Genomic DNA, 26,445 nt, shown 5'->3' with positions numbered 1-26,445 from the left:
GCGATTCCACGTCGCGCAAGCTTCCAAAAAGGGTGGTCGAAAGGCCACCCTTTTTGCGTTTTATGATCTCAAGCAGGGTCAAGCACTCGCCATTTTGGCATTGGGGACATAGAATCCATTAGATCAAGGGATGAACGATATAAGGAGCGGCTATGCGCAAGCTCGCCACCTGGTTCTCTATTCTGGTGCTACTGCCCGCTATCCTGGCGGCAGGTGCCTATGGCTTCTATTGGTATCAGGTTAAGTCCTATGCCGACAGGTTCGTGGAGCAGGCGATGCCGGTGGCGGAAGTCACCTACGGTGCCATCTATGCCCACCCGTTGGGCGAGGTCGGTGTCGATGGTGTTAATATCCGTCTGCACACCGATGGCACCACCATCCCCATCGATTCCATCCGGATCAAATCGCAGGATCCACTCTTTTTTCTTGATCCTCAGGGACGCATCGAGTCCGGTGATTGGCCGCCCTATCTGAGTCTGATGATCAACGGTCTGGAAGTGGGCCTCAATAGCGGTCTTATTAAGTCGATGGAGGCGCAGGCCGCCGAGATGGCGTCGCTGTCAGCCGATGCGGTGAGTCCGAATGCACTGGCGTGCGGGGATGTGCAGAATCTGGATACCCAGGCACTGCGGGAAATGGGCTATAACCGGGTCAAGATGGATTTGATGAGTTCATTGCAGGTTAACCCGGCAGAGCGTTTTGTTCGCATTATGGCCAATGCGGATCTGGATGCTATCGGACGCTCCAATATGGATATCGAACTGTCCGTTGCTGGCAGTAATCTGGCGCCGTCCCAAATGCTGGCGGCTAATCCCCGATTACAGCGCATCGAGGTTGAGTATCAGGATGGTGGCTATAACATCCGTCGCAATCGCTTCTGCTCGGAAAAGGCGGGTGTTGAGGTGGATGCTTACCTGGCTGAGCATCGTCGTTTACTGGAGCAGATGCTGCTTTCCCAGGGCGTTGATCTGCCCGAGCCTGTTTGGGCCATGTATACCGGGGTTAATCAGCCGCGCGGGCGGATCAATGTTGTGATCGATCCTCCGGGAGGATTGGGGCCGGAAGTGATGGCGGGCATGGGCGCGCCGACCGAGCTTATCGAACGTCTGAATATGCGTGTCCGGGTCAATGATCAGCCGGTTGCGATTGATACGATCAACTGGGCAGCCATTATGGTGCCGCCGCAACTGCCGGATCGGATGCCGGAACCGTCGTTAAAGAACCCTCAGCTGGTGGAGCAAGCCCCAGAAACAGCGGAGGCGGCTCCGGAAGCTTCCTCGTCAGAGGCGTCTGCTTCGGCAGAGATCGCAGCTGAAACCGGTGATGACGCCGTAGAGTCGGAGGAGGATGACCTGCTGCGCGGTATGGCAAAGCGTGACCCCGAACCTGAACCAAAGCGGTTCCAGGTGACGGCTAAAAACCAGCTCGCATCATGGGAAGGTGCTCAGGTGCGCGTTTACACCGAGTTAGGTAATGCGCTCAGTGGCAGGATGCTTGATGTTAAGGGAGGGGAGATCCGCATTGAGCAGCGTCTCCAGCGCGGTATCGTTATCTATCCTCTGAATCTTGAGCAGATAAAGACGGTTGAGGTTTATCGTTGACAGAGGACCACCGCCGGCGGGCCCGTCGGCCCCTGGCGGTCGATCGGCAGTGGATAGAGCAGTATCTTGATTTTCTCTGGCTTGAACGGGGTCTGAGTGACAACACGCGAGCGGCCTACCAGCGTGACCTTAACCATTTTGGTTGCTGGCTTAACGAGCGTAACCTGACGCTGACAGATGCAACGCGCTTGCATCTTCAGGAACATCTGCATTGGCGTCTGGAGCAGCGTCGCCGTCCCGGCTCCACATCTCGCCTGCTCTCTACACTGCGTGGTTTTTATCGTTACCTCGTGCGCGAGCGAGCTGTTTCCGCTGATCCTACCCTGGATATCGATACGCCACGGCGTGGGCGTCCCCTACCTAAAACCCTGACCGAACAGGATGTTGAAGCGCTGCTTCGAGCGCCGGATACGGCGTCTGCGTTAGGGCTCAGGGATCGCGCCATGCTGGAGCTGCTTTACGCCTGTGGTTTGCGTGTCACTGAACTGGTCGGGCTGGAGCTGGGTGAGCTGGACCGCCGCGTGGGCGTGATACGTGTGGTCGGTAAAGGTAATAAAGAACGTCTGATTCCCGTTGGTGATGAAGCGCTGAGCTGGATTGAGCGCTACTTCAGACAGGCCCGCGATGAGTTGGGGGCGCATCCCGGAGAGGAGCATGTGTTCTTGAGTCAGCGGGGCCGGGCGATGACGCGGCAGACGTTCTGGCACCGTATAAAGCGGTACGCGGTTGAAGCCGGTATCGATAAACCGCTGTCGCCGCATGTCTTGCGCCACGCTTTCGCAACACATCTGCTGAACCATGGGGCGGATTTGAGGGTCGTACAGATGTTGCTGGGTCATAGCAGTCTGTCGACGACTCAGATTTATACCCATATAGCGACCGCCCGCTTGCAGGCGATGCATCGGGAACATCATCCGCGCGGATAGTCTGATGCGGTGGTAAACTCGTCAATCCGAAATCCAACCCACTGGAGGCGTTATGCGTGCTGTTATTGCCGCTTTGATCACCTTTTCCCTGTTAATCGCTGCGCCTGCCGGTGCCGCTGATATCGATGATGCCGTAAAGGCGCGTCTTGCTGATCGCCTCGCACAGATCGACCCCCGCCTGAGCATCGAAACGGTCGCGGAGTCTGGTTTACCGGGTTTGTATGAGGTGGTGCTTGATTCCGGAGAGGTTCTCTATGTGGATGAGAGCGCCGGGTATATGCTGGCCGGGCAGCTTTACCGTCTGGCCGGCGAGCAGGGGCTGGTTAACCTGACCGAACAGCGGTTGCAGGGGGTGCGGGTTCAGGCGTTGGCTGAGGTTCCGGCTGAAGAGCGTGTGATCTTCCCGGCGACCGGTGAGACCAAGGCCCGGATCCAGGTATTCACTGACGTGGATTGCGCTTACTGTCGCAAACTTCACGATGAAGTTGCCGAGCTCAACCGGATGGGAGTTCAGGTCGATTATCTGGCTTTTCCCCGGGGTGGCGAGCGCTCCGCTGCCGCGGCCAAAATGACCGCGATCTGGTGTGCAGAGGGTGAGCAGCGCCGAGAGCTGATGACGCGGGCGAAACAGGGCGCAGGCCTGCAGGCCGCTGACTGTGATAACCCGGTACTTGAGCAGTTCGCGTTGGGTCAGCGCCTGGGTGTCAATGGTACGCCTGCACTGGTTCTGGATGATGGCAGAATGCTGCCCGGTTACCTCCCGGCCGATCGCCTGGCGCAGATACTGGGTCTTTGATATCCGGTTCGCGGATTATTCGCCCGCATCCCTCATGGATGTGGATGAGCGGGGTTTGCTATACTGGAGCCCATTTTTTCGCCCGCGAAGGCTAGGCTGGCAGGATTGTTCGGCTAGTGGGTTGTTTTCACTAAGTATGCGAGGTGTTGTTTGAAACCGGTTAAAGTTGGGATCTGTGGTCTGGGCACCGTTGGTGGCGGTACCTTCAATGTACTAATGCGTAATGCCGAGGAGATCGCGCGCCGCGCAGGACGTCACATTATTGTCGAGCAGATTGGTGCGCGTCGCGAAAACCCGGCCTGCGATACCACGGGTACCCAGATCTCCAACGATATCTTTGCGGTTGCGACCAACCCTGAAATCGATATTGTCATTGAGCTGATCGGTGGCTACGAAACAGCCCGTGATCTGGTTATGACCGCGATCGAGAACGGCAAACATGTGGTGACTGCCAACAAGGCCCTGATTGCGGTGCATGGCAATGAAATTTTTGCCGCCGCCCAGGAGAAGAACGTCATGGTGGCGTTCGAGGCATCGGTTGCCGGCGGGATTCCCATCGTTAAAGCGATCCGTGAGGGTTTGTCTGCTAACCAGATCAACTGGCTGGCCGGCATTATCAACGGTACCGGCAACTACATCATGACCGAAATGCGCGAGAAAGGCCGCGCTTTTGATGATGTGCTGGCCGAGGCTCAGGAGCTGGGCTATGCCGAAGCTGATCCCACGTTTGATGTCGAGGGTATCGATGCCGCTCACAAACTGACCATCCTGGCGTCTATCGCCTACGGCGTACCGCTGCAGTTCGAGAAGGCGTACACCGAAGGGATCAGCAAGATCACCACCGAAGATGTTCAGTATGCCGAGGAGCTCGGTTACCGGATCAAACATCTGGGCCTGACCCGTCGCACCGCCGATGGTATCGAGCTGCGTGTACATCCCACGCTGATTCCGCATTCGACACTGCTGGCCAGCGTTAGCGGCGTTATGAACGCGATCATGGTTGATGGCGATGCGGTCGGCCAGACGCTTTACTACGGTAGCGGTGCGGGCGCCGAGCCGACCGCTTCTGCCGTCGTGGCTGATGTGGTGGATGTGGTCCGTACCTTGACGGCCGACCGTGATAATCGCGTGCCTCACCTGGCGTTCCATCCCAGCCAGCTGTCCGAGCTGCCGATGCTGCCGATGGATGATGTGGTGACCGGTTACTACCTGCGCATGCAGGCGGTCGAGCGTCCGGGGGTACTCGCCCACGTGACCCGTATTCTGGGTGAGAAAGGGATCAACATCGAAGCGATCATCCAGAAACAGACCCGCGAGGCGCAGGTACCGGTCATCATGCTGACTCAGCGGGTGGCCGAGCGCACCATGAACGAAGCGATCCGCGAGATCGAATCCCTGCCGGATATCCTGGGTGAAGTGATCCGTATCCGTGTAGAGCATCTGGCTGACTGAGGAAATATCCCGACATGAAATACATCTCCACCCGTGGTGACGCCCCGGCCCTGGAATTCGCCGATGTACTGTTGGCAGGTTTGGCCAGCGATGGCGGCCTGTACGTGCCTGAGACACTGCCGACCTTCTCTCGGGAAGAGATCGCCTCCTGGGCCGGTCTCTCCTATGCGGAACTGGCGTTCAAGGTAATCAAACCCTTTGTGGATACCTGCATCAAAGACGCCGATCTCAAACGCATGATCGACGAGACCTACGCCGGTTTTAACCACAGTGCTGTCGCGCCGCTGAAAGAGCTGGGCACCAACGAATGGGTGCTTGAACTGTTCCACGGCCCGACTCTGGCGTTCAAGGATTTTGCCCTGCAGTTGCTGGGACGCCTGATGGATCATGTGCTGGCCGAGCGCGGTGAACGCCTGGTTATCATGGGGGCGACCTCCGGTGATACCGGCTCCGCGGCTATCGAGGGCTGCCGTCACTCCGATCATCTGGATATCTTCATTCTGCACCCCCATAACCGGGTGTCGGAAGTCCAGCGTCGACAGATGACGACCATTCTGGCAGACAATGTTTTCAATATTGCTCTGGAAGGTAACTTTGACAATTGCCAGCAGATGGTCAAGGACAGCTTTGCCAACCAGGAATTCCTGCGTGGCTTGAAACTGGGCGCGGTTAACTCGATCAACTGGGCGCGGATCATGGCCCAGATCGTCTACTACTTCTCGGCCTCACTGGCCGTGGGTGGCCCGTATCGACCCGTTGCCTTCTCAGTGCCCACCGGTAATTTCGGCGATATCTTTGCCGGTTATCTGGCCAAACAGATGGGGCTGCCGATCAGCCAACTGGTTGTTGCCACCAACCGCAATGACATTCTGCACCGGGTGATCTCCGGTAACGATATGTCCAAGGGCGAACTGGTGCACACCCTGTCGCCGTCCATGGATATCATGGTCAGCTCCAACTTCGAGCGTCTGCTGTTCGATGTATACGGGCGTGATGGTGCGGCGATCAACGATCTGATGAACCGCTTTAAGTCCGAGCCGGTTAAGCTCGATCAGGCGCGCTGGGAAAAAGTACGCGAGCTGTTCGACAGTGCCTGTGCGGACGACGAGACGACCTGCCAGACGATTGCTGATGTCTATGCCGAAACCGGCTACCTGCTCGATCCGCACACCGCGATCGGTGTCAAGGCGGCGCGGGAGTGCTGGCGCGATAAATCCGTGCCGATGATTACGCTGGCGACAGCGCATCCGGTGAAGTTCCCGGAGCCGGTGGTCAAGGCTGGCCTGGAGTCGCCGCAGTTGCCGGAGCACTTGAGTGACCTGTTCGAGCGAGAAGAGGGTTATCAGGTTATTGATAACGATCTTGGCGAAGTTCAGGCGTTCATCGCGTCTCACGTGCATCGCGACTAAAACGTTCCCCGGGCCGGTGTTCTACCGGCCCTTCTTTAATCTGCAGCTAACAGCGGTTGATTCCCGGTTAAACGGCCCGACGCCCCTGTTCCGAAGTGTGCCATGAGTGAACCACAGATTGAGCGCCGAGCAGTGCCTGAAATACTGCCAGCCGGTTTATCCGGTCTGCATCCGGTGCTGGCGCGTATCTATGCCAGCCGGGGCGTTGAAAGCCTGGATCAGCTGGGCAGGCAGCTCAAGGAGCTGCTGCCGGATACCGCATTGCTCGGTATGGAGGCGGCGGTTGGGCGGCTGGTGGAGGCGCTGGAGCAACAGCAACGGATACTGATCGTCGGTGATTTCGATTGTGATGGTGCCACCAGTACAACGCTCGCGGTGCTGGCCCTGAGGCAGTTTGGTGCTGCAGAGGTTGATTATCTCGTACCAAATCGCTTCCAGTTCGGCTATGGCCTGAGCCCGGAGATCGTCGAGGTGGCAGCCGCTCAGCAGCCCCATCTGATCATCACGGTCGACAACGGCATCTCCAGTATCGACGGTGTGGCACGCGCAGGTGAGCTGGGGATCGATGTGCTGGTGACCGACCATCATCTGCCCGGCGCCGAATTGCCTGCTGCCGTTGCCATCGTCAATCCCAACCAGCCGGACTGTCGGTTCATGGCCAAGTCCACCTGCGGTGTGGGGGTGATCTTCTATGTCATGATCGCGTTGCGCCGCGCGCTGGCTGAGCGTGGCTGGTTCGAGATGCGCGGCCTCGCCGCCCCCAATCTGGCAGACCTGTTGGATCTGGTGGCGCTGGGGACGGTGGCTGACGTGGTGGCCCTGGAGCGCAACAATCGCGCGCTGGTATACCAGGGGTTGCAGCGGATCCGGGCCGGTCGCGCTCGGCCGGGCTTGCTGGCGTTGATTGAGGTGGCCGGCCGTCGCCGGGAAGTTCTGGCAGCCAGTGATCTGGGGTTCGCCATTGCTCCAAGGCTTAACGCCGCGGGCCGCCTTGAGGATATCTCCATCGGGATCGAGTGCCTGCTCAGCGAGGATTATGAGTACGCACTGGATCTGGCGCATACGCTGGATGACCTAAACCGGGAGCGACGCGGCATTGAGCAGGAGATGCAGCAGCAGGCTCTGGTGCTGCTGGACCGGTTGCAGCTGGATGATGCTGAGTTGCCCTATGGACTGTGCCTGTTTGACGAGAGTTGGCACCAGGGGGTGATCGGTATTCTGGCATCACGGATCAAGGAGCGTGTCCATCGGCCGGTGATTGCATTTGCACCCGGGGACGCGGGAGATATCAAAGGCTCCGCGCGTTCGATCAGCGGCTTTCATGTGCGCGATGGGCTGGATGCGGTCGCGGCGCGTCACCCCGGTTTAATCAAGAAGTTTGGCGGCCATGCCATGGCGGCCGGACTCTCCCTCAGTGCCGACAAGCTCGATGCGTTCAGGGAGGCGTTTGATCAGGAAGTACGGCGTCAGCTGGATGAACAGGCGCTGACCCAACGGGTGCTGACGGATGGCGGTCTTGGTGGCCAGGAGTTTACGCTTGAGCTGGCAGAGCTTATCCGGGAGGCGGGCCCCTGGGGTCACCAGTTCCCTGAACCCCGTTTTGACGGTCGCTTCAGGGTGCTGCAGCAGCGCATTGTCGGGCAGCGGCATTTGAAGCTGGTTGTTATGGAACCCGCTTCAGGTCTGGCTCTGGATGGCATTGCATTTAACGTGGATACCCGGCGTTGGCCGGATGAGTCGGTGACCGAGTTGCATTTGGTCTACCGACTGGATATCAATGAGTTTCGCGGGCAGCGCAATCTGCAGTTGATGATCGAGCAGCTGCTGCCGCTTTAATCCGATCAGAGGAGTTTTCCGATGCATGAACTGAGTCTGGAAGAGTTGAGTGCCTTGCTGTCCGTGTTTGAGCGTGCAGGTGTGGTGGGCGGTGATAGCGCAGAAGGCCAGTTGCTGACCCGTATTCAGGCACTGCATGCCGAAAAAGAGGAGCTGGAGTCGATGGATTTTGACGACTGTCTCGGCGGCGCCTGCAAGCTCTAAGTGCACCGGCAAGCTATAAGGAAGGGGAGTTGATGTACTACGTAGGAGCCCATGTCAGTGCCTCGGGCGGTGTGGAGAACGCACCGCTCAATGCGGCCGAGATCGGTGCCAACGCTTTCGCGCTGTTTACTAAAAATCAGCGGCGCTGGGAAGCCAAGCCACTCAGTGCCAAGAATATTGATACGTTCAAGGCAAACTGTGAGGCCAACGGTTTCGGGCCGGAGCAGATACTGCCCCATGACAGTTACCTGATTAATCTGGGGCACCCAGAGCAGGAGGCATTGCAGAAGTCACGGGATGCGTTCCTCGATGAGATGCAGCGCTGCGAGCAGTTGGGTCTTAAATACCTCAACTTCCATCCCGGCAGCCATCTGCGCAAGATCAGCGTGGATGAGTGTCTGGCGCGTATCGCCGAATCGATCAATTTTGCACTGGATCAGACCGAGGGCGTGGTCGCGGTGATCGAAAACACCGCCGGGCAGGGCTCCAACCTGGGCTGCGAGTTCGAGCAGCTGGCGGCCATTATCGACCGGGTTGAGGATAAAACCCGAGTCGGTGTCTGCCTGGATACCTGTCATACGTTCAGCGCGGGTTATGATCTGCGTACCCCGGAGGCCTGCGACCGGACCTTCGCGCAGTTCGCCGACATAGTGGGTTTTGATTACCTCTGCGGGATGCATATCAACGACTCCAAAGTTGCGCTGGGCAGTCGGGTGGACCGGCATCATAGCCTGGGGCAGGGCGAGATCGGTTGGGACGTGTTCCGCTACATCATGACCGATAGTCGGTTTGAAGGTATTCCTCTGGTGCTGGAAACCATCGATCCCGCTATCTGGCACGAAGAGATCCAGCAGCTTCGACGCTTTACCCTTGAGGCTGCCTGATCGGTTGTCACGAGCCTGTCACTGAATCGCCATAACCTACGGGGGGAACAAACGTTTTGCCCAGGTGATTCAGATGCGAGCAGAAAAGCAATTGAGTGATGAGAGTTGCGGTGGTGGACAGGACGCCGATTTACTCTCCCAGATCATCCGGGATCAGCAGCTTTACCCGCTTTTTCAGCCGATCGTTGATCTCAGCACCGGGGAGTGTATCGGTCAGGAAGCGCTGATTCGGGGGCCGGCGAACAGCGGGCTGCATAAGCCCTGTCATCTGTTTAACGCTGCCATTGCCAACCATATGCTTCACGAGCTTGAGCTCGCCTGCCGGCGGCGGTCTCTGGAGTGTTACGCATCCGAAGCGCTTGAAGGGAAGTTGTTTCTTAACGTTTCCGCCTCTCTGTTGAGTACACCCGAGCACCAGCACGGGTTTACCGCCGAGCTGCTGGAGCAGCTTGGCGTACCGCAAAGCGATATCGTCATCGAGCTTTCCGAACAACACCCCTTTGACCATCATGGCCTGACGCGCTCAGCGGTCGAGCATTACCGTCGAATGGGTTTTCATATCGCTATCGATGATCTTGGTAGTGGTTATTCCGGTTTAAAGCTCTGGTCCGAGCTGCATCCCGATTACATCAAGATCGATATGTATTTTATCCGCAATATCGATCGGGACTCGGTCAAGCGTGAGTTCGTCCGCTCTATCTGCAATATTGGTCATACGCTGCACTGCCATGTGGTTGCTGAAGGGATCGAGACCCTGGAGGAGCTGCACACGCTACAGGAGCTGGGTGTGCGCTACGGACAGGGCTATCTGTTGGGGCGGCCCGCCGAGCGACCGGCTTTGCTGATTGATCCATTGGCCGTGCGTCACGGCTATCTGCAAAGCCGCGTTAACGAACGGATGCTGGCCAGTGCCGATACCGCACGCGCCCTGGTACGTTCGGCACCGGCCGTGTCGCCCAAAGATCTGCTGGGCGATGTCAGTAACCTGTTCAAGGATTCGCCGGGCCTTAACTGCATCCCCGTACTGGTGGATGGTGAGCCGGTGGGGGTTGTGCGCAGAGGGGAATTGCTGGAGCTGTTTTCAGCCCAGTTCGGCCGCGCGCTCTATGAAAACAAGCCGGTTTCCCGTTTGCTGCGCACCGATGCGCCGGTGATCGAGAGTGATATGCCGCTGGAAAAGGTGTCCCAGATTATTACCGAGCAGGATGAATCGGAGTTGATGCAGCAGGATCTGATCATCGTGCAGGATCGGTGCTATCTGGGCATGGCCAGCGTACGTGATCTGCTTAAGCGTATCACCGAGCTGAAAATCCGTAATGCGCGCTACGCCAACCCGCTGACGCTGCTACCCGGTAATGTGCCGATCAATAGCGAAATCGATTCTCTGCTGCGCCGTACCGTGGATTTCCACATCGCCTATTTTGATTTGAATAACTTTAAGCCGTTTAACGACTGTTACGGCTACTCCAAGGGGGATCAGGTTATCCGCCATCTGGGGGCGCTGCTGACCGAGCATGTGGGCTCGGAGGTCAACTTTATCGGCCATGTGGGGGGCGATGACTTCGTGGTCCTGTTTCGTCAGCGCGACTGGCGCCGGGCTTGCGAGCGGGTCATCCGTGAGTTCGATGATTACGTACTGGGCCTCTACAAGGCCAGCGATCTGGATGCCGGGGGGATATGGAGCCAGGATCGCAGTGGTAGCCCCTGTTTTTTCCCGCTGTTAGGGCTCTCTGTCGGCGTGGTGCACCCCGATCCCTACAAGTGTTCCAGCTACCATGAAGTGGCCGAGTTAGCGGCCGATGCCAAAAAGATGGCCAAAAAGCTCAACGGCAGCGCCATCTACCTCTCAGAGCGTCGGCAGATCTCGCCGGCCTGGACACCCGGTCCCGTTATAAAAGTTTAATCGCCGAGCCGCTCACTCCGGCATTCGCCTTTGGCTTCTGCCGAGCTACCTATCCACAGCCCCTGGAAGGTGTGTAGCCCGGGCGCAGTGCAGCGAAACCCGGGGTTGAGTATGTCGCCCGTAAAAAGCGTATAGTCAAAGCAGTAGTGGAGCAGCGGAGGTTTTATGGACAGGACGTGGCGCCCCGGTTTTTCCGACCCGGATTATCGTTTGGATAAAGAGGAGCGGGTCTACGACGGGTATTTCAAAATGGACCGCTTGCACCTGCGTCACCGTCGTTTTCAGGGTGGCGAGGTCAATATTCGGCGAGAGCTGTTTCGACGTGGTAACGCCGTGTGCGTTCTGCTCTACGACCCCCATGCCGATGCGGTGATCCTGGTGGAGCAGTTCCGGGTGGGGGCGTTGGAAGCGCCAGAGGGCCCCTGGCTGCTCGAGCTGGTGGCCGGTATTGTGGAGCCCGGTGAGGCGGCGGCTGATGTGGCTGTCCGGGAAAGTGACGAAGAAGCGGGGCTGGCTGTTACCGGCGTACGCCCGATCAGTCGTTTTTTACCGAGCCCCGGTGGCTGCGATGAATGGATCGATTTGATGTTCGCCTGCGTCGACTCCAGCCAGGCACAGGGTGTGCATGGGTTGCCAGAAGAGGGCGAAGACATCAAAGTACACGTCCTGGCGGCGGAGGCCGCTTTTGAACTTGTCAGGGATGGGCGTATCAATAGTGGACCGGCGATTATTGGGCTACAGTGGCTTGAGCTCAATCGCATGAAAATTCGCAGTGAGGAGTCTGCCTGACCCGATGAAGCGCAAATATGTACCTGATCTCAGCCGCCAGATGGCGATATGCGAGGCTAACTACGCCCGCTTGCTGAAGCTGATTCCCGATCTGGATAATACCGATCAGCGGGAGTATCAGATCAGCTGGCAGGGGCGCAGTGCGCTGGTGCGGCTGGAGGTTGAGGAGCGCTTTCGCTACACGACTACCGTGTTGGTTTCCCAACAGTCGGAGAGCGATTCCCGCTGGCTGGAGTCGCCGCAGTTGCTGGTGCGCCTCTACCACGATGCTTTGATGGCCGAGGTGATCTGCATGCGTCAGCGTCGTCAGTTATCAGGGCGTTATGCCTACCCCAATCCGCAGATGCATCAGCCCGATGAAAAAGCCCAGCTTAATGCGTTTCTCGGCGAATGCCTCACTCAATGTCTGAATCACGGTCATTTGATGGAGCCGGTGTTCGTTGGCTGAAACCGTCTTATCCTTGCTTCAGCTGACCGACTGTCATCTGACTGCCGATCCTCAAGCGCGTTTTCGTGATATCGACAGTGATCATCATCTGCGTCTTGTGGTGGATGATGCGCTCTCTCTGTCGATGGTATTTGACCGGGTTCTGCTGACCGGTGATCTGGTCCATCATGGTCCCGCCGCCGCGTATCGACGGCTGCTGAGTATCGTTGATCCCCTGCCCGGGCTGAAACACTGGATTCCCGGTAATCATGATGAGCCGGCGGCGATGCGTGAGTGCCGGAATCAGCCCTGCGGGATGGAGCGGATCGATCTCGATGCCTGGACGCTGTTGCTGCTTGATTCCACGGCTGAACCCGATGGTCGCGGTTCCGGCTCCCTGTCCGAGGTTTCATTGCAGTGGCTGAGCGCAATGTTGAGCGAGACGCGGGATCGGCACGTGCTGTTGGTGATGCACCATAATCCGGTGAGTACAGACAGTGTCTGGCAGGATCAGATTATGTTGGCCAATGCCGAGACGCTGTTTGACTGCCTGCGCGGTTACAAACAGGTTCGGGGCATTATCTGCGGCCATCTGCATCAACAGCAGGCCCTTGAGCAGGACGGCATACCGGTTTGGTGTTCACCGGCCACCAGTGTGCAGTTTCGTCCGGCCAGCGACAGCTTTGCCCTTGAAACCGACATGAACCGGTCAGGCCCGGGCTATTGCTGGTATCGGCTTCATGCCGACGGGCGCATCGAACAGCACGTTCGTCGGCTTGCGCCGCCGCACTCCCTTGGGTAACGTTGCCGCATTCAAGATGCTGTCGCACTGAGTGCCCATGTCAGACCCGGTTTATATCTACGTTCACGGATTTAACAGCTCGCCAGGCTCCTACAAGGCGCGTGCTTTGGCCGCGTATCTGGCTGAGCAGGGGAAGAGCGATCACTTTCACTGCCCGGCACTTTCGCAATGGCCGCAACGGGCGATTGAGCAGCTTGAAGCGCTGCTGGATGAGCTGGCATCGGTGCCGGTGGTTTTAATTGGCAGTTCGCTGGGTGGTTACTACAGCCACTACCTGATGCAAACGATAACCGAACGGGCTCAGCCACTGAGTGCTGTACTGGTCAATCCGGCGGTAAGACCTTACGCGCTGCTGGAGCGCTGGCTGGGCGAGAATGAAAATATTTATACGGCAGAACGCTACCGGCTAACGGAGCGGCACCTGGAGCAGCTCAAGGCGCTGGACAGGCCCGCGCCGAAAGCGCTTGACGCCTATTTGCTGCTGGTGCAAACCGGTGATGAAACTCTGGATTACCGGGAGGCGGTGGAAAAATACGCCGGGGTTGCGCAATTCGTTCAGTCCGGGGGCAGTCATGGCTTTGATCAGTTTGAACAGCTGATCCCGGCGATTCAGGCATTCGGCCAGGGGCGCATTGAGCTCCCGGAACCAACGCCTCTGCCGTTCAGTGCTCTTTGATTACAGGAAATCGACGGATGTCTAAACAATACAACGCCGAAGCTATCGAGGTCCTTAGTGGTCTGGATCCGGTCAAACGCCGTCCCGGCATGTACACCGAGACTGATCGGCCCAACCACCTGGCGCAGGAAGTTATCGATAACTCTGTCGATGAAGCGCTGGCCGGCCATGCCCGGCAGATCGAGGTGGTTCTGCATCAGGATGGATCACTGGCGGTCAGCGACGATGGTCGCGGCATGCCGGTGGATATCCACCCTGAGGAGGGGGTCAGTGGGGTTGAACTGATTCTCACGCGGCTGCATGCCGGTGGCAAGTTCAACAACGATAACTATACCTACTCCGGCGGTCTGCACGGGGTAGGGGTATCGGTGGTCAATGCGCTTTCAAAATTGCTGAACGTGGAGATCAAGCGCGGTGGTCAGGTCTATCGGATCGGTTTTGCCGATGGCGAAAAGGTCTCGGAGCTGGAAGTTGTGGATAGTTGTGGCAAGCGCAACACCGGCACGCAGCTGCGTTTCCTGCCCGATCCCAAGTACTTTGATTCCGCCAAGTTCAGCGTTTCCCGCCTGAAACACAATCTGCGCGCCAAAGCGGTGCTCTGCCCGGGATTGCGCGTCATATTTGTCGATGACAGTGCCGGTAAAAAAGAGAAAGAGGAGTGGTACTACGAGGATGGGCTGGTGGCCTATCTCAAGGGGAATACTCAGGTTTACGAGACACTGCCTGCCGAGCCTTTCACCGGGCACCTGCAGGGCGAAGAAGATGCGGTGGAGTGGGCGGTGCAGTGGTTGGTGGACGGTGGTGAAGTAACCGCCGAAAGCTACGTTAACCTGATCCCCACCGCACAGGGTGGGACCCATGTTAACGGCTTGCGATCGGGTCTGCTGGAGGCGATGCGCGAGTTTTGCGAAATCCACAATCTGCTGCCACGCGGGGTCAAGCTGAGCCCGGAAGATGTCTGGGAGCGCTGCTGCTACATCCTGTCGGCTAAGATGCGAGACCCGCAGTTTGCCGGGCAGACCAAGGAGCGCCTCTCTTCCCGCCAGATTGCGGCCTTTATCTCCGGCACCGTTAAAGACGCGTTCTCGCTCTGGCTAAACCGCCATGTGGACGAGGGCCAGAATATCGCCGAGCTGGTGATCGCCAACGCCCAGCGCCGCATGCGTTCCAACAAAAAAGTGGTGCGTAAGAAGGTGACCCAGGGGCCTGCTCTGCCGGGCAAGCTGGCGGACTGCTCCGGTACCGATATGTCCCAGGCTGAGCTGTTCCTGGTGGAGGGTGACTCTGCGGGTGGTTCGGCCAAGCAGGCGCGCTCACGGGAGTTTCAGGCGATCATGCCGCTGCGCGGAAAGATCCTGAATACCTGGGAGGTGGAGTCGGGTGAGATTCTGGCCTCTCAGGAGATTCACGACATCTCGGTGGCGATTGGTGTTGATCCGGGATCCGAGGATCTCAAGGGGCTGCGTTATAACCGCATCTGTATTCTGGCGGATGCCGACTCGGACGGCTTGCATATCGCGACCCTGCTCTGTGCGCTGTTTGTCCGCCATTTCCGGGCATTGGTGGCGGCCGGGCATGTCTACGTGGCGATGCCGCCGTTGTATCGTATCGATGCCGGTAAAGAGGTGTATTACGCGCTTGATGATGATGAGAAGCAGGGCATTGTCGAGCGGATCAAGGCCGAGCGTCGCAACGCCAAGATCAACGTGCAGCGCTTCAAGGGACTGGGGGAGATGAACCCGTTACAGCTGCGTGAGACAACCATGGCGCCCGATACCCGCCGTCTGGTGCAGCTCACGCTGCAGGATGATGACGGCACGGTAGAGACCATGGATATGCTGCTGGCCAAGAAGCGCTCCTCGGATCGCAAACAGTGGCTTGAGAGCAAAGGCAATCTGGCCGAGGTGATCTGATCAATCGGCCGTTCTGAGCTATAATGTAATGGGCAGGGGGACGGATAAGCCGCGCCCCCACGATTGGCCGAGGTGCAGTCATGCCCGCCGTATCCGCAAGCCGGAGCCGTTTGTGCTCACCGCTTCTGGTTTGCCTTCTGTTTGCTGTGTTGGCAATTCAGTCTGTTTCCGCCGCGCCGTTGCCGCTGGCCCCTGCCGACCTGAGTCTCACCCGCACCCAGCCTATTCCTCACTGGAATCAACTGCGTGAGCTTTATGCCGGCTTTCCGGGCCCCTATCTCTGGCATGACGCGGACGGGAACCCCGATACGCCGTTGATTGACTCCTTGCTGCAGGCTTTGGATACGGCTGTTTCTCAGGGGCTCCCCGCATCGCTTTATCACGACCGCCAACTCACCGAGACGCAGTCCGTGCCGACGCGTGACCTGCTGCTGAGCGACGCGCTGCTGCGACTGGTGAATGACATGGGCCGGGGGCGTGATGTCGCTCACCTGGATCGGCTCTGGCATCTGCCGCGCCCCGAGCTGGATACGCTGGCGTTGGCGATCACAGCTTTACAGCAGCGCGATCCCAAGCAGGTTATTGAGTCGCTGGCACCCAGCGCTCTGGGATACAGGCAGCTGGTAGAGCGATACCAGCATTACCGTTTGCTGGCCGCCCAGCCTGCTTTGCCTGAGTTGCCGGAAATGCGGCTGGAGCCCGGCGATCAGGCACCGGAAGTGCCCCTGTTGCGCAGTTACCTGATCCGGCAGGGTGATGCGGAGCCGGACCCTCTGGCGGATCAGACGGCACCGAAACTCTATGATGATCAGCTTGTTACAGCGGTTCGTCGCTTTCAGCAGCGCCAGGGGCTGGGTGTGGATGGAATTGTGGGGCCGAAAACCCGGGCTGCACTGATGGAGCCGCTGGCAGGCAAGCTTGCACAGATCGAGGCAAATCTGGAGCGCTGGCGCTGGTTGCCGCGCAACCTGGGGGATCGCTACTTGCTGGTGAGCCCGGCGGGTTATTTTCTCGATCTGGTCGAGGAGGGTGTGGTGCGTTTTCATGCCCGGACAATCAGCGGGCGTCCCCATCGCCCCACGCCTTCGTTCCAGTCGACACTGGAGTCCCTGACAGTTAATCCGGACTGGACGGTGCCGCGCAGCATCATGCGTAAGGATTTGATTCCCAAGATCGTTGAGAACCCCGGCTGGCTGGCGGAGAACAATGTACGTGTAGAGCGCTTTGATGAGGGGCGCTGGCGTAGTGAGGATCCGATGCAGGTGGACTGGACGAACCCGGGGCATATCCGGTTGATTCAATCGCCGGGGCCGTTGAACGCGTTGGGTCAGATGAAGTTTGGCATGAGGAACCCCTTTTCCATCTACCTGCACGATACGCCCTCCAAATCGCTGTTCGAAAAACCGTTGCGCCCATTCAGCTCGGGGTGCGTGCGGGTGGAGGGGATTGTCGCTCTGGCGCAGTATCTGTTGGCTGAGGATCCGCGCCTGAGTGATTGGTTGAGTGATGCCATGTCCGGACCGGCGACCAGTGTCCGGGCGCTCTCTAAGCCGGTGCCGGTGTATCTGGTCTACCTGACTGCCTGGGTGGATCCGGAGGGGCGTTTGCAGTTCCGGCCCGATATCTATGGGTTGGACCGTCCTTTACTGGCGCGTTTAAAAGTACCTGAGGTTGAACCTTACAGTGCACTTGCGGTCAACCATTGACTGGAATCTGTTCAATATTATCTGATTTCAGTATGATGCGATCACTTTACTTCTTTTATCGACGACACCCAGAGGTAGTAACGAGTGCCGTTAAAACGACATCCCAAACTGGCCACGCCACTCTCCCGGCGTGGTTTTCTCAAGGGCTGTGCAGCCACTGCTGCGGGCCTATCCATCCACAACAGTTTTGCTGCCCTGCCGCCGGAGCATGAGCGTCATCTGGCGCTGCATAACCTGCACACCGGGGAAAAGTCGAAGCTGACCTACTGGGCTGAAGGGGACTATCTCAGCGAGAGCCTCGCCGAGATTAACCATATCCTGCGGGATTTCCGGACCGGAGAGGTTTACCCCATCGATCCCGTGCTGCTGGATATGCTCCACATGCTCAAACTGAGAGCCGGGCGCAAGGGGCCTTTCGAGATTATCTCCGGCTATCGCTCCCCCAAGACCAATGATGCGCTGCGTGCCAACAGCAGTGGTGTGGCAAAACGCAGTCTCCACATGCAGGGCCGCGCGCTGGATATCCGTTTGCCCGGGGTTGATCTGCATAAGCTGCATCAGAGTGCGGTCAATCTCAAGGTCGGAGGCGTCGGTCTTTACTCCCAGTCCGATTTTATTCATATCGATACCGGGCGGGTGCGCTACTGGGGCAGCTGATTTTTAGGCGGCCTTGTGCATTAGGATGAGTGTGCTCCGGGTGGTGCCGGAGGCCGCTTGTTGCGTGGACAGCCGAGGTCTGATGCACTAGAATATTGCCGGTTTAACCTGCAGGTTCAGCAGGAAGTCAGCCGTATTATATGTCGAGCGAGGTAAACCCCCGGTTTTACCTCGCTTTTTTGCACGTATGCAGTAAGGCTGCAGGCAGTTAAGACAGCTCTTTTCCGATCAGTTTTTTTCAGCGCACGCGCGGGGAGGTTCAATTGACGCGACCAGCCATTCTGGCCCTTGAAGATGGCAGCGTATTCAGGGGGGTAGCGATTGGCGCCGATGGTGAGTCCAGTGGTGAAGTGGTTTTCAATACCTCGATGACCGGCTACCAGGAGATTCTGACCGATCCCTCCTACAGTCGGCAGATCGTCACTCTGACTTATCCACATATCGGTAACGTCGGCGTCAATGCCGAGGATGCGGAATCCCGAGCCACCTGGGTGGCCGGTCTGGTGATCCGTGATCTGCCGTTGCTGGCCAGTAATTTCCGTTCTGAACAGTCGCTGGATGCTTATCTGCGCGAGCAGAATATTGTAGGCATTGCCGATATCGATACCCGCCGTTTGACCCGTATCCTGCGCGAAAAAGGTGCTCAGAACGGCTGCATCATGGCCGGCGATCAGGTTGATGAAGAGAAAGCGCTGGCCGCGGCCCGTGCTTTCCCGGGGCTTAAGGGGATGGATCTGGCCAAGGAAGCCAGTGTGACCGAGTCGTATCAGTGGCGCTCCAGTAGCTGGAAGCTGGGTGAAGGTCATGCAGACAGAACCGATGCCGAACTTCCCTACCATGTGGTGGCCTACGACTACGGCGTAAAGAGCAACATCCTGCGCATGCTGGTTGAGCGTGGCTGTCGTCTGACAGTGGTACCTGCTCAGACCCCGGCGTCGGACGTGCTGGCGCTGAATCCCGATGGTGTATTTCTCTCCAACGGACCCGGGGATCCGGAACCCTGTGATTACGCCATTACGGCGATTCGCGAAATACTGACCTCCGGTAAGCCGGTGTTCGGTATCTGCCTGGGGCATCAGCTACTGGCGCTGGCGTCGGGTGCCAAAACCGTGAAAATGAAGTTCGGTCACCACGGTGCCAACCATCCGGTGCAGGATCTGGATAGCTCACATGTGATGATCACCAGTCAGAACCACGGTTTCGCCGTTGATGAAGAATCGCTGCCCGATACGCTGCGTGCAACTCACAAATCGCTGTTCGATGGCTCCCTGCAGGGGATCGAGCGCACGGACTGCCCGGCGTTCAGCTTCCAGGGACACCCGGAAGCCAGTCCGGGGCCGCATGATGTGGCACCGCTGTTCGATCGGTTTATCGAGCTGATGAAAGCTCAAGCCTGATCCAGAACGCATAGACATCCTCGAACAGAAACAGATACGACCGGTAAGACAGATGCCAAAACGTACGGACATTCAAAGTATTCTTATCCTCGGTGCAGGGCCCATCGTTATCGGCCAGGCATGCGAGTTCGACTATTCCGGTGCACAGGCGTGTAAGGCGCTGCGCGAAGAGGGATACCGGGTTATTCTGGTGAACTCCAACCCCGCCACTATCATGACCGATCCGGTGATGGCCGATGCGACCTACATCGAGCCCATTAACTGGAAAACCGTTGCCAAAATCATCGAGAAAGAACGCCCGGACGCGCTGCTGCCGACCATGGGTGGCCAGACAGCGCTGAACTGCGCGCTGGACCTGGATCGCGAAGGCGTGCTGGCCGAGTTTGGTGTAGAGATGATCGGCGCGACTCAGGACGCCATCGACAAGGCGGAAGACCGTGAACGCTTCGATACGGCGATGAAAAACATCGGTCTGGAATGCCCGCGCGCATCCATCGCACACAGCATGGAAGAAGCGCTGCAGGTGCTGGACTCCATCGGCTTCCCGGCCATTATCCGCCCCTCCTTCACCATGGGTGGCTCCGGTGGTGGTATTGCCTACAACCGGGAAGAGTTTATCGAGATCTGTGAACGCGGTCTGGATCTGTCGCCGACCAACGAACTGCTGATCGACGAATCCCTGATCGGCTGGAAAGAGTACGAGATGGAGGTTGTTCGCGACAAGAATGACAACTGCATCATCGTCTGTTCCATCGAAAACTTCGATGCCATGGGCGTTCACACCGGCGACTCCATTACCGTGGCGCCGGCCCAGACGCTGACCGATAAAGAGTATCAGCTGATGCGTGATGCATCGATCGCGGTACTGCGCGAAATCGGTGTGGAAACCGGCGGCTCCAATGTTCAGTTCGGTGTCGATCCCAAAACCGGCCGTATGGTCGTGATCGAGATGAACCCCCGTGTGTCACGCTCTTCCGCGCTGGCGTCCAAGGCCACCGGCTTCCCGATCGCCAAGGTGGCGGCCAAGCTCGCGGTCGGTTACACCCTGGATGAACTGCAGAACGACATTACCGGTGGTCGCACGCCGGCTTCATTCGAGCCTGCAATCGATTACGTTGTGACCAAGATCCCCCGCTTTACCTTCGAGAAATTCCCGCAGGCCAATGACCGTCTGACCACACAGATGAAGTCGGTGGGCGAGGTAATGGCGATCGGCCGTACCCAGCAGGAATCGCTGCAAAAAGCGCTTCGGGGTCTGGAAGTGGGCTCCGTGGGCTTTGATCCGGTGGTCAGCCTGGAGAACGAAGAAGAAGCGCGCGACGAGATTATCGCCGAGCTGACTCAGCCGGGCGCACAGCGTATCTGGTACATCGGCGATGCTTTCCGTATCGGTATGAGTGTCGATGAAATCTACAACCTGAGCGGTGTCGATCCCTGGTTCCTGGTGCAGATTGAAGATCTGATCAAGGAAGAGCTGCGCGTCTCCGAGATGGCGCTGAGCGAGCTGGGCAAGGATCAGGTATACCGCCTCAAGCGCAAAGGGTTCTCCGATGCCCGTCTGGCGCAGCTGTTGGGTGTGTCCGAGAAACAGTTCCGCAAGCAGCGTCAGAAACTGGACGTACGTCCGGTGTTCAAGCGCGTTGATACCTGCTCAGCCGAGTTTGCCACCGATACCGCCTACATGTACTCCAGCTATGAAGAGGAGTGCGAGGCCAATGTGACCGATCGTGAGAAGATCATGGTTATCGGCGGTGGTCCCAACCGTATCGGTCAGGGGATCGAGTTTGACTACTGCTGCGTGCACGCAGCGCTGGCGGCTCGTGAAGATGGTTACGAGACCATTATGGTCAACTGTAACCCGGAAACGGTGTCCACCGACTACGACACTTCCGACCGACTCTACTTCGAGCCGATCACGTTGGAAGATGTGCTTGAAATCGCCCATGTCGAGAAGCCCAAGGGCGTGATCGTTCAGTACGGCGGTCAGACTCCGCTGAAACTGGCGGTTGCTCTGGAGCAGGCGGGTGTGCCGATTATCGGTACCAGCCCGGAAGCGATCGACCGTGCCGAAGACCGCGAACAGTTCCTGCAGATGCTGAAACGTCTGGGGCTGAAGCAGCCGGAAAATGCCACTGTTCGCTCTCTGGAAGAGGCGATTATCCAGGCCAAGAATATCGGTTATCCGCTGGTGGTGCGTCCCTCCTACGTATTGGGTGGTCGTGCCATGGAGATCGTGTACAAGGAAGATGAGCTGCGTCGTTACATGAACAACGCGGTTCAGGTGTCCAACGATGCGCCGGTGCTGCTGGACCACTTCCTCAATGCGGCGATCGAGGTCGATATCGACGCGGTCAGTGATGGCGAAACCGTCGTGATCGGCGCCATCATGCAGCATATCGAGCAGGCGGGCGTGCATTCCGGTGACTCGGCGTGCTCGCTGCCGCCGTACAACCTGGCGGCCGATGTTCAGGACGAAATGCGCGAAATGGTGCGCAAGATGGCCCTGGAACTGGGCGTTGTGGGCCTGATGAACGTGCAGCTGGCCTACCAGGATGGCGAAATTTACGTGATCGAGGTGAACCCGCGTGCATCGCGCACCGTGCCGTTCGTCTCCAAATGTATCGGAGTTTCGCTGGCCAAGATCGCCGCACTGGTGATGACGGGCAAGAGCCTTGAAGAGCTTGGCTTTACCGAAGAGATCGTGCCCAAGTTCTATAACGTCAAGGAAGCCGTTTTCCCGTTTAACAAGTTCCCGGGGGTTGACCCGATCCTGGGGCCGGAGATGAAGTCGACCGGCGAAGTGATGGGCACCGGTGCGACCTTCGGCGAGGCGTTCATGAAGGCGCAGCTGGGGGCCGGTGAACGCTTGCCGTGCAAGGGAACCGCTTTTATCTCGGTGCGTGACGTAGATAAGCAGGCCGTTGTCCCGGTGGCCCGTGATCTGGTAGAACTGGGCTTTAAACTGGTAGCGACCTCCGGAACAGCCGCGCTGCTCAGTGACGCTGGCCTCGCGGTTGAGCGCGTCAACAAGGTAGCGGAAGGTCGGCCCAATATCGTTGATATGCTGAAGAATGGTGAGATCGCTTACGTCATCAATACCACGGAAGGACGTAAGGCGATCGCTGATTCTGCGGAGATTCGCCGTTCGGCGTTGCAGCACAAGGTGCCCTACACCACGACGCTGGCGGGTGCAGCGGCGACCGCCGAGGCGTTGAAGTACGGTGAGGAGAAAACCGTGCGCAGTCTGCAGGATCTGCATGCAGGAGTTGCAGAATGAATCGAGTACCCATGACGGTTGAAGGCGAAAAAAGCCTTCGCGAAGAGCTGGCTCACCTCAAATCGGTGGAGCGTCCGAAAGTGATCGGCGCTATCGCGGAAGCCCGCGAGCACGGCGACCTCAAGGAAAATGCGGAATACCATGCGGCCCGTGAGCAGCAGGGCTTTATCGAAGGGCGGATTCGGGAGCTTGAGCATAAGCTGTCGCTGGCTCAAGTGGTCGATGTGACTGCGATTGATCACACCGGTAAGGTGATATTCGGCACCACCGTTGAGCTGATCAACCTGGATACCGAAGCGACAGTCTCATACAAGATTGTTGGTGACGATGAGGCGAATATTAAGGCCGGAAAGATTTCGGTTAACTCGCCCATAGCGCGCGCTCTGATCGGCAAGGAAGAGGGTGAGATTGCTGCCGTGGATACCCCGGGAGGTTTGATCGAATATGAAATCTCCGAGGTGCAGCACATCTAGGATGTGACTTTACGTAAAAAACCGCCGGGCTGAGAAGCTTCGGCGGTTTTTTTATGAGTTCGGGGTGTTGATCAGAGCCGCAGCAGGTTGGAGAGCTTCGGGTTGGGTTCCAGCGCTGCCCGGTAGATCAGTGCGATGTTGCCGATCTCCTGAATCAGCTCGGCTTCAACGATCTCGCACAGCTCCCGGATCAATGTTTTCTTCAGTTCCCGGTCGCCGACGGCGAACTTCACCTTGATCAGTTCGTGGTCTTCAAGCGCCCGATCAACCTCCAGCTGAACATTTTCCGACAGGCCGTTGCCCGCGACGGTAACGATGGGGTTAATCTGGTGTCCCAGGGTGCGGAACTGCTTCTTTTGCTCAGGGGATAAGCTCATACTAGAATACGGTGCCTCTTTATAGATCTGGCCCTTGTGGGTCGAGGACCAATTTTAACCGAGTTGCCCGGAGCTGAGTAGCGACCGGTGGTATGTGGAGCAGACTTTTCCTGTGGCAAAATCAAAAAGCAGTGGCCGCTGGCTGAAGGAACATTTCGATGACCAGTACGTCAAACGCTCCAAGGAGTCGGGTTACCGCTCCCGTGCCAGCTTTAAACTCCTGGAGATCGATCAAAAAGACCGCCTGCTGAAGGCGGGGTCGACGATTGTGGACCTGGGGGCTGCGCCGGGAGGCTGGTCCCAGGTGGCGGCTGAAATAGTGGGTGACAGCGGGCGTGTGGTTGCCTCCGATATTCTGCCAATGGATCCTCTGGCCGGTGTCGATTTCGTACAGGGCGATTTCACCGAGGAATCGGTGCTGAACGAGATACTGGCGGTGATGGGGGATTCACGTGCTGACCTTGTAATCTCCGATATGGCCCCCAATATGAGTGGTAATGCGGCGATTGATCAGCCGGCGGCAATGTACTTGGTGGAGTTGGCTCTGGAGCTGGCCCGAGAAGTGTTGAAGCCCGGCGGGAACTTCCTGGTCAAAGTGTTTCAGGGGGAGGGGTTTGATGCCTACCTGAAAGAGATGCGGGCGAGTTTTGCCAGTGTATCCACCCGCAAGCCGGATGCCTCGCGCGCCCGTTCGCGTGAAGTTTACCTGCTCGGAAAAGGGTTCAGGCACGTATAACCTTGAACATGCAAGATTGACTCGCTTTGGCGTTAGTGCCGGGCGGGTGTAAAGAACTCAGGCCAGTTGCCGCCAAGCCAAGCGGTGGCTGAACGAGAGCAAGAAGAGAACCGAGGGTAGCTCATTGAACGATATGGCAAAGAATCTGGTGCTTTGGTTGGTGATAGCGGCCGTGCTGTTGACCGTTTTCAACAACTTCAGCACCGAACCGGAGTCGCGCCGCGTCAACTATTCGGAATTTGTACAGGAAGTGCAGTCCGGGCGTGTGGACAAGGTCACGATTGATGGATATACCATTGTTGGCCAGCGTACCAATGGCGAGCGGTTTGAAACCGTACGCCCGGCGGTACAGGATCCGAAACTGATCGACGATCTGCTCTCCAATAATGTGATCATCGAAGGTAAGCAGCCCGAGCGCCAGAGTATCTGGACGCAACTGTTGGTCGCCTCCTTCCCGATCCTGATTATTATTGCGATCTTCATGTTCTTCATGCGCCAGATGCAGGGCGGCGGTGGCGGCAAAGGTGGCCCCATGTCCTTTGGTAAGTCCAAGGCGCGCATGATGAGTGAAGACCAGGTAAAAACCACCTTTGATGATGTGGCCGGTGTCGAGGAGGCCAAGGAAGAGGTGGCGGAGCTGGTTGATTACCTGCGCGATCCGGGTAAATTCCAGCGCCTCGGTGGTCATATTCCCCGTGGTGTCCTGATGGCGGGCTCCCCCGGTACCGGTAAGACCCTGCTGGCCAAGGCGATCGCCGGAGAGGCCAAGGTGCCGTTCTTCAGTATTTCCGGCTCTGATTTTGTTGAGATGTTTGTCGGTGTGGGTGCATCCCGTGTCCGCGATATGTTCGAACAAGCCAAAAAGCATGCACCCTGCATTATCTTTATCGACGAAATCGATGCCGTCGGGCGTCATCGTGGTGCTGGCATGGGCGGCGGTAACGATGAGCGTGAGCAGACCCTCAACCAGCTTCTGGTCGAGATGGATGGTTTCGAGGGTACCGAGGGTATCATCGTGATTGCGGCCACCAACCGTCCGGATGTGCTTGACCAGGCGTTGCTGCGACCGGGGCGTTTCGACCGTCAGGTGCATGTCGGGCTGCCGGATATCCGCGGTCGTGAGCAAATCCTCAAGGTGCATATGCGCAAGGTGCCGTTGGGTGACGATGTGAAGCCTGAACTGATTTCCCGCGGTACACCGGGATTCTCCGGTGCCGATCTGGCCAACCTGGTCAACGAAGCGGCCCTGTTTGCTGCCCGTGAAAACCGTCGCACGGTGAGCATGGATCAGTTTGAAAAGGCGAAGGACAAGATCATGATGGGCGCTGAGCGCAAATCCATGGTGATGTCCTACAAGGAGCGCCTGAATACCGCCTACCATGAATCGGGGCATGCGATTATTGGTCGCCTGATGCCGGAACATGATCCCGTCTACAAAGTGTCGATCATCCCGCGCGGGCGCGCACTGGGTGTCACCATGTTCCTGCCCGAGGAAGACCGTTACAGCCACAACCGTCAGTCGATCATCTCTCAGATCTGCTCGTTGTACGGTGGGCGTCTGGCCGAAGAGATGACGCTGGGTAAAGACGGTGTCACCACCGGTGCTTCCAACGATATTCAGAAAGCCACCATGCTGGCGCGCAATATGGTCACTAAATGGGGCTTATCGGACGAACTGGGCCCATTGCTGTATGGCGATGAGGATGATGATCCCTTTGGTCGCGGTATGGGGCAGTCTGCCAAAGCGATGTCGGATGAGACCCAGAAAAAGATCGACGCGGAAGTACGCAGGATCATTGATGGCTGTTATGACAAAGCTAAACAGATGCTCGAGGATAACCGCGATATTCTGGATGCCATGGCTGAAGCGTTGATGAAATATGAAACCATCGGATCCGAGCAGCTTGATCAGCTCATGGAGCGTCAGGAAGTATCACCGCCGGATGGCTGGGTGGAGGCGCAGGAGCGCGCCGATCAGGCTGAGCGCGATATCGAAGAGGCGCGTCAGTCTCAGTCTCGTCGCGAAGAAACACCTCGGGACGATGCTCAGGAGGAGTCGGCTGCTGACGAAGGTGAGTCGGGAGAGAGCGACGCACCGGGTGAGGGGCGCGAACGCGACGATTCGCGGCCCGATTAAGCAGAGACTTCTGGAAGTTGCGTAAGCCAGCCACCGTGCTGGCTTCTTTTTTCGATTCCTGTTTGAA

At 57.9% G+C, this 26,445-nt stretch carries 22 protein-coding genes; 21 read left to right on the top strand and 1 reads right to left on the bottom strand.

The features are described from left to right. The first annotated feature begins 152 nt into the window (after positions 1–152). From G403_RS0104790 to greA, 19 genes are all read left to right on the top strand, one after another. A complete protein-coding gene (locus G403_RS0104790; protein ID WP_027852986.1) occupies positions 153–1,601 on the top strand; it encodes a hypothetical protein in 1,449 nt (482 codons plus the stop codon). After that, entirely contained in the window at positions 1,598–2,527 is a 930-nt protein-coding gene (gene xerD, locus G403_RS0104785; protein ID WP_084403934.1) for a site-specific tyrosine recombinase XerD, read from the top strand. The genes G403_RS0104790 and xerD overlap by 4 nt, the downstream gene beginning before the upstream one ends. 52 nt (positions 2,528–2,579) lie before the next feature. After that, positions 2,580–3,323: a DsbC family protein gene (locus G403_RS0104780; RefSeq protein ID WP_036232611.1), complete on the top strand. Its 744-nt coding sequence runs from the start codon at positions 2,580–2,582 to the stop codon at positions 3,321–3,323. A 150-nt stretch (positions 3,324–3,473) separates the two neighbouring features. After that, a complete protein-coding gene (locus G403_RS0104775; RefSeq protein ID WP_027852983.1) occupies positions 3,474–4,775 on the top strand; it encodes a homoserine dehydrogenase in 1,302 nt (433 codons plus the stop codon). Between the two features lie 14 nt (positions 4,776–4,789). Next, positions 4,790–6,184: a threonine synthase gene (gene thrC, locus G403_RS0104770; RefSeq protein ID WP_027852982.1), complete on the top strand. Its 1,395-nt coding sequence runs from the start codon at positions 4,790–4,792 to the stop codon at positions 6,182–6,184. A gap of 102 nt (positions 6,185–6,286) precedes the next feature. Next, positions 6,287–8,020, top strand: a complete 1,734-nt coding sequence (gene recJ, locus G403_RS0104765) for a single-stranded-DNA-specific exonuclease RecJ (RefSeq protein WP_027852981.1) — start codon at positions 6,287–6,289, stop codon at positions 8,018–8,020. A gap of 21 nt (positions 8,021–8,041) precedes the next feature. Beyond that, positions 8,042–8,224, top strand: coding sequence for a hypothetical protein (locus G403_RS0104760; protein WP_027852980.1), 183 nt, complete (start codon positions 8,042–8,044; stop codon positions 8,222–8,224). Positions 8,225–8,256: 32 nt separating this feature from the next. Next, entirely contained in the window at positions 8,257–9,108 is an 852-nt protein-coding gene (gene nfo, locus G403_RS0104755; RefSeq protein WP_027852979.1) for a deoxyribonuclease IV, read from the top strand. 73 nt (positions 9,109–9,181) lie between these two features. Then, positions 9,182–11,011, top strand: a complete 1,830-nt coding sequence (locus tag G403_RS22200; protein WP_051298551.1) for a bifunctional diguanylate cyclase/phosphodiesterase — start codon at positions 9,182–9,184, stop codon at positions 11,009–11,011. A 165-nt stretch (positions 11,012–11,176) separates the two neighbouring features. Continuing rightward, positions 11,177–11,800 carry an NUDIX domain-containing protein gene (locus G403_RS0104745; RefSeq protein WP_027852978.1) on the top strand — a complete coding sequence of 208 codons (624 nt, stop codon included), beginning with the start codon at positions 11,177–11,179 and terminating at the stop codon, positions 11,798–11,800. Between the two features lie 4 nt (positions 11,801–11,804). Further along, positions 11,805–12,248 (top strand): DUF1249 domain-containing protein, encoded by a 444-nt coding sequence (locus tag G403_RS0104740; protein ID WP_027852977.1) that lies wholly within the window; start codon positions 11,805–11,807, stop codon positions 12,246–12,248. Then, complete coding sequence (locus G403_RS0104735) at positions 12,241–13,029, top strand: metallophosphoesterase (RefSeq protein ID WP_027852976.1); 789 nt, start codon at positions 12,241–12,243, stop codon at positions 13,027–13,029. Before G403_RS0104740 ends, G403_RS0104735 begins: the two co-directional genes overlap by 8 nt. Before the next feature lie 37 nt (positions 13,030–13,066). Beyond that, on the top strand, positions 13,067–13,705 hold the full coding sequence (locus G403_RS0104730; RefSeq protein ID WP_027852975.1) for a YqiA/YcfP family alpha/beta fold hydrolase: 639 nt from the start codon (positions 13,067–13,069) through the stop codon (positions 13,703–13,705). A 17-nt stretch (positions 13,706–13,722) separates the two neighbouring features. Then, positions 13,723–15,618, top strand: coding sequence for a DNA topoisomerase IV subunit B (gene parE / locus G403_RS0104725; RefSeq protein ID WP_027852974.1), 1,896 nt, complete (start codon positions 13,723–13,725; stop codon positions 15,616–15,618). Positions 15,619–15,698: 80 nt separating this feature from the next. Beyond that, positions 15,699–17,324: a L,D-transpeptidase family protein gene (locus tag G403_RS22195; RefSeq protein WP_051298549.1), complete on the top strand. Its 1,626-nt coding sequence runs from the start codon at positions 15,699–15,701 to the stop codon at positions 17,322–17,324. Between the two features lie 84 nt (positions 17,325–17,408). After that, entirely contained in the window at positions 17,409–17,981 is a 573-nt protein-coding gene (gene mepK / locus G403_RS0104715; protein WP_036232609.1) for a peptidoglycan L,D-endopeptidase MepK, read from the top strand. A gap of 263 nt (positions 17,982–18,244) precedes the next feature. Next, positions 18,245–19,378: a glutamine-hydrolyzing carbamoyl-phosphate synthase small subunit gene (gene carA, locus G403_RS0104710; protein WP_027852972.1), complete on the top strand. Its 1,134-nt coding sequence runs from the start codon at positions 18,245–18,247 to the stop codon at positions 19,376–19,378. A 52-nt stretch (positions 19,379–19,430) separates the two neighbouring features. Beyond that, a complete protein-coding gene (carB, locus tag G403_RS0104705) occupies positions 19,431–22,655 on the top strand; it encodes a carbamoyl-phosphate synthase large subunit (protein WP_027852971.1) in 3,225 nt (1,074 codons plus the stop codon). Continuing rightward, positions 22,652–23,128 (top strand): transcription elongation factor GreA, encoded by a 477-nt coding sequence (greA, locus tag G403_RS0104700; protein WP_027852970.1) that lies wholly within the window; start codon positions 22,652–22,654, stop codon positions 23,126–23,128. Before carB ends, greA begins: the two co-directional genes overlap by 4 nt. A 71-nt stretch (positions 23,129–23,199) precedes the next feature. Here the strand turns inward: greA and G403_RS0104695 are convergent, their stop codons facing one another. Further along, positions 23,200–23,505 (bottom strand): YhbY family RNA-binding protein, encoded by a 306-nt coding sequence (locus tag G403_RS0104695; protein ID WP_027852969.1) that lies wholly within the window; start codon positions 23,503–23,505, stop codon positions 23,200–23,202. A gap of 112 nt (positions 23,506–23,617) precedes the next feature. Between G403_RS0104695 and rlmE the strand changes: the two genes are divergently transcribed. Both rlmE and ftsH read left to right on the top strand, forming a co-directional pair. Beyond that, positions 23,618–24,241 (top strand): 23S rRNA (uridine(2552)-2'-O)-methyltransferase RlmE, encoded by a 624-nt coding sequence (gene rlmE / locus G403_RS0104690; protein WP_156899643.1) that lies wholly within the window; start codon positions 23,618–23,620, stop codon positions 24,239–24,241. A 133-nt stretch (positions 24,242–24,374) separates the two neighbouring features. Beyond that, positions 24,375–26,378: an ATP-dependent zinc metalloprotease FtsH gene (gene ftsH / locus G403_RS0104685; protein WP_027852967.1), complete on the top strand. Its 2,004-nt coding sequence runs from the start codon at positions 24,375–24,377 to the stop codon at positions 26,376–26,378. Positions 26,379–26,445: the final 67 nt, after the last annotated feature.

Origin of the sequence: Marinobacterium litorale DSM 23545, assembly GCF_000428985.1 — a bacterium.
In the GTDB taxonomy this organism is placed as follows: Bacteria; Pseudomonadota; Gammaproteobacteria; order Pseudomonadales; family Balneatricaceae; genus Marinobacterium_D; species Marinobacterium_D litorale.
This window is presented reverse-complemented; position numbering and strand designations above follow the sequence as displayed.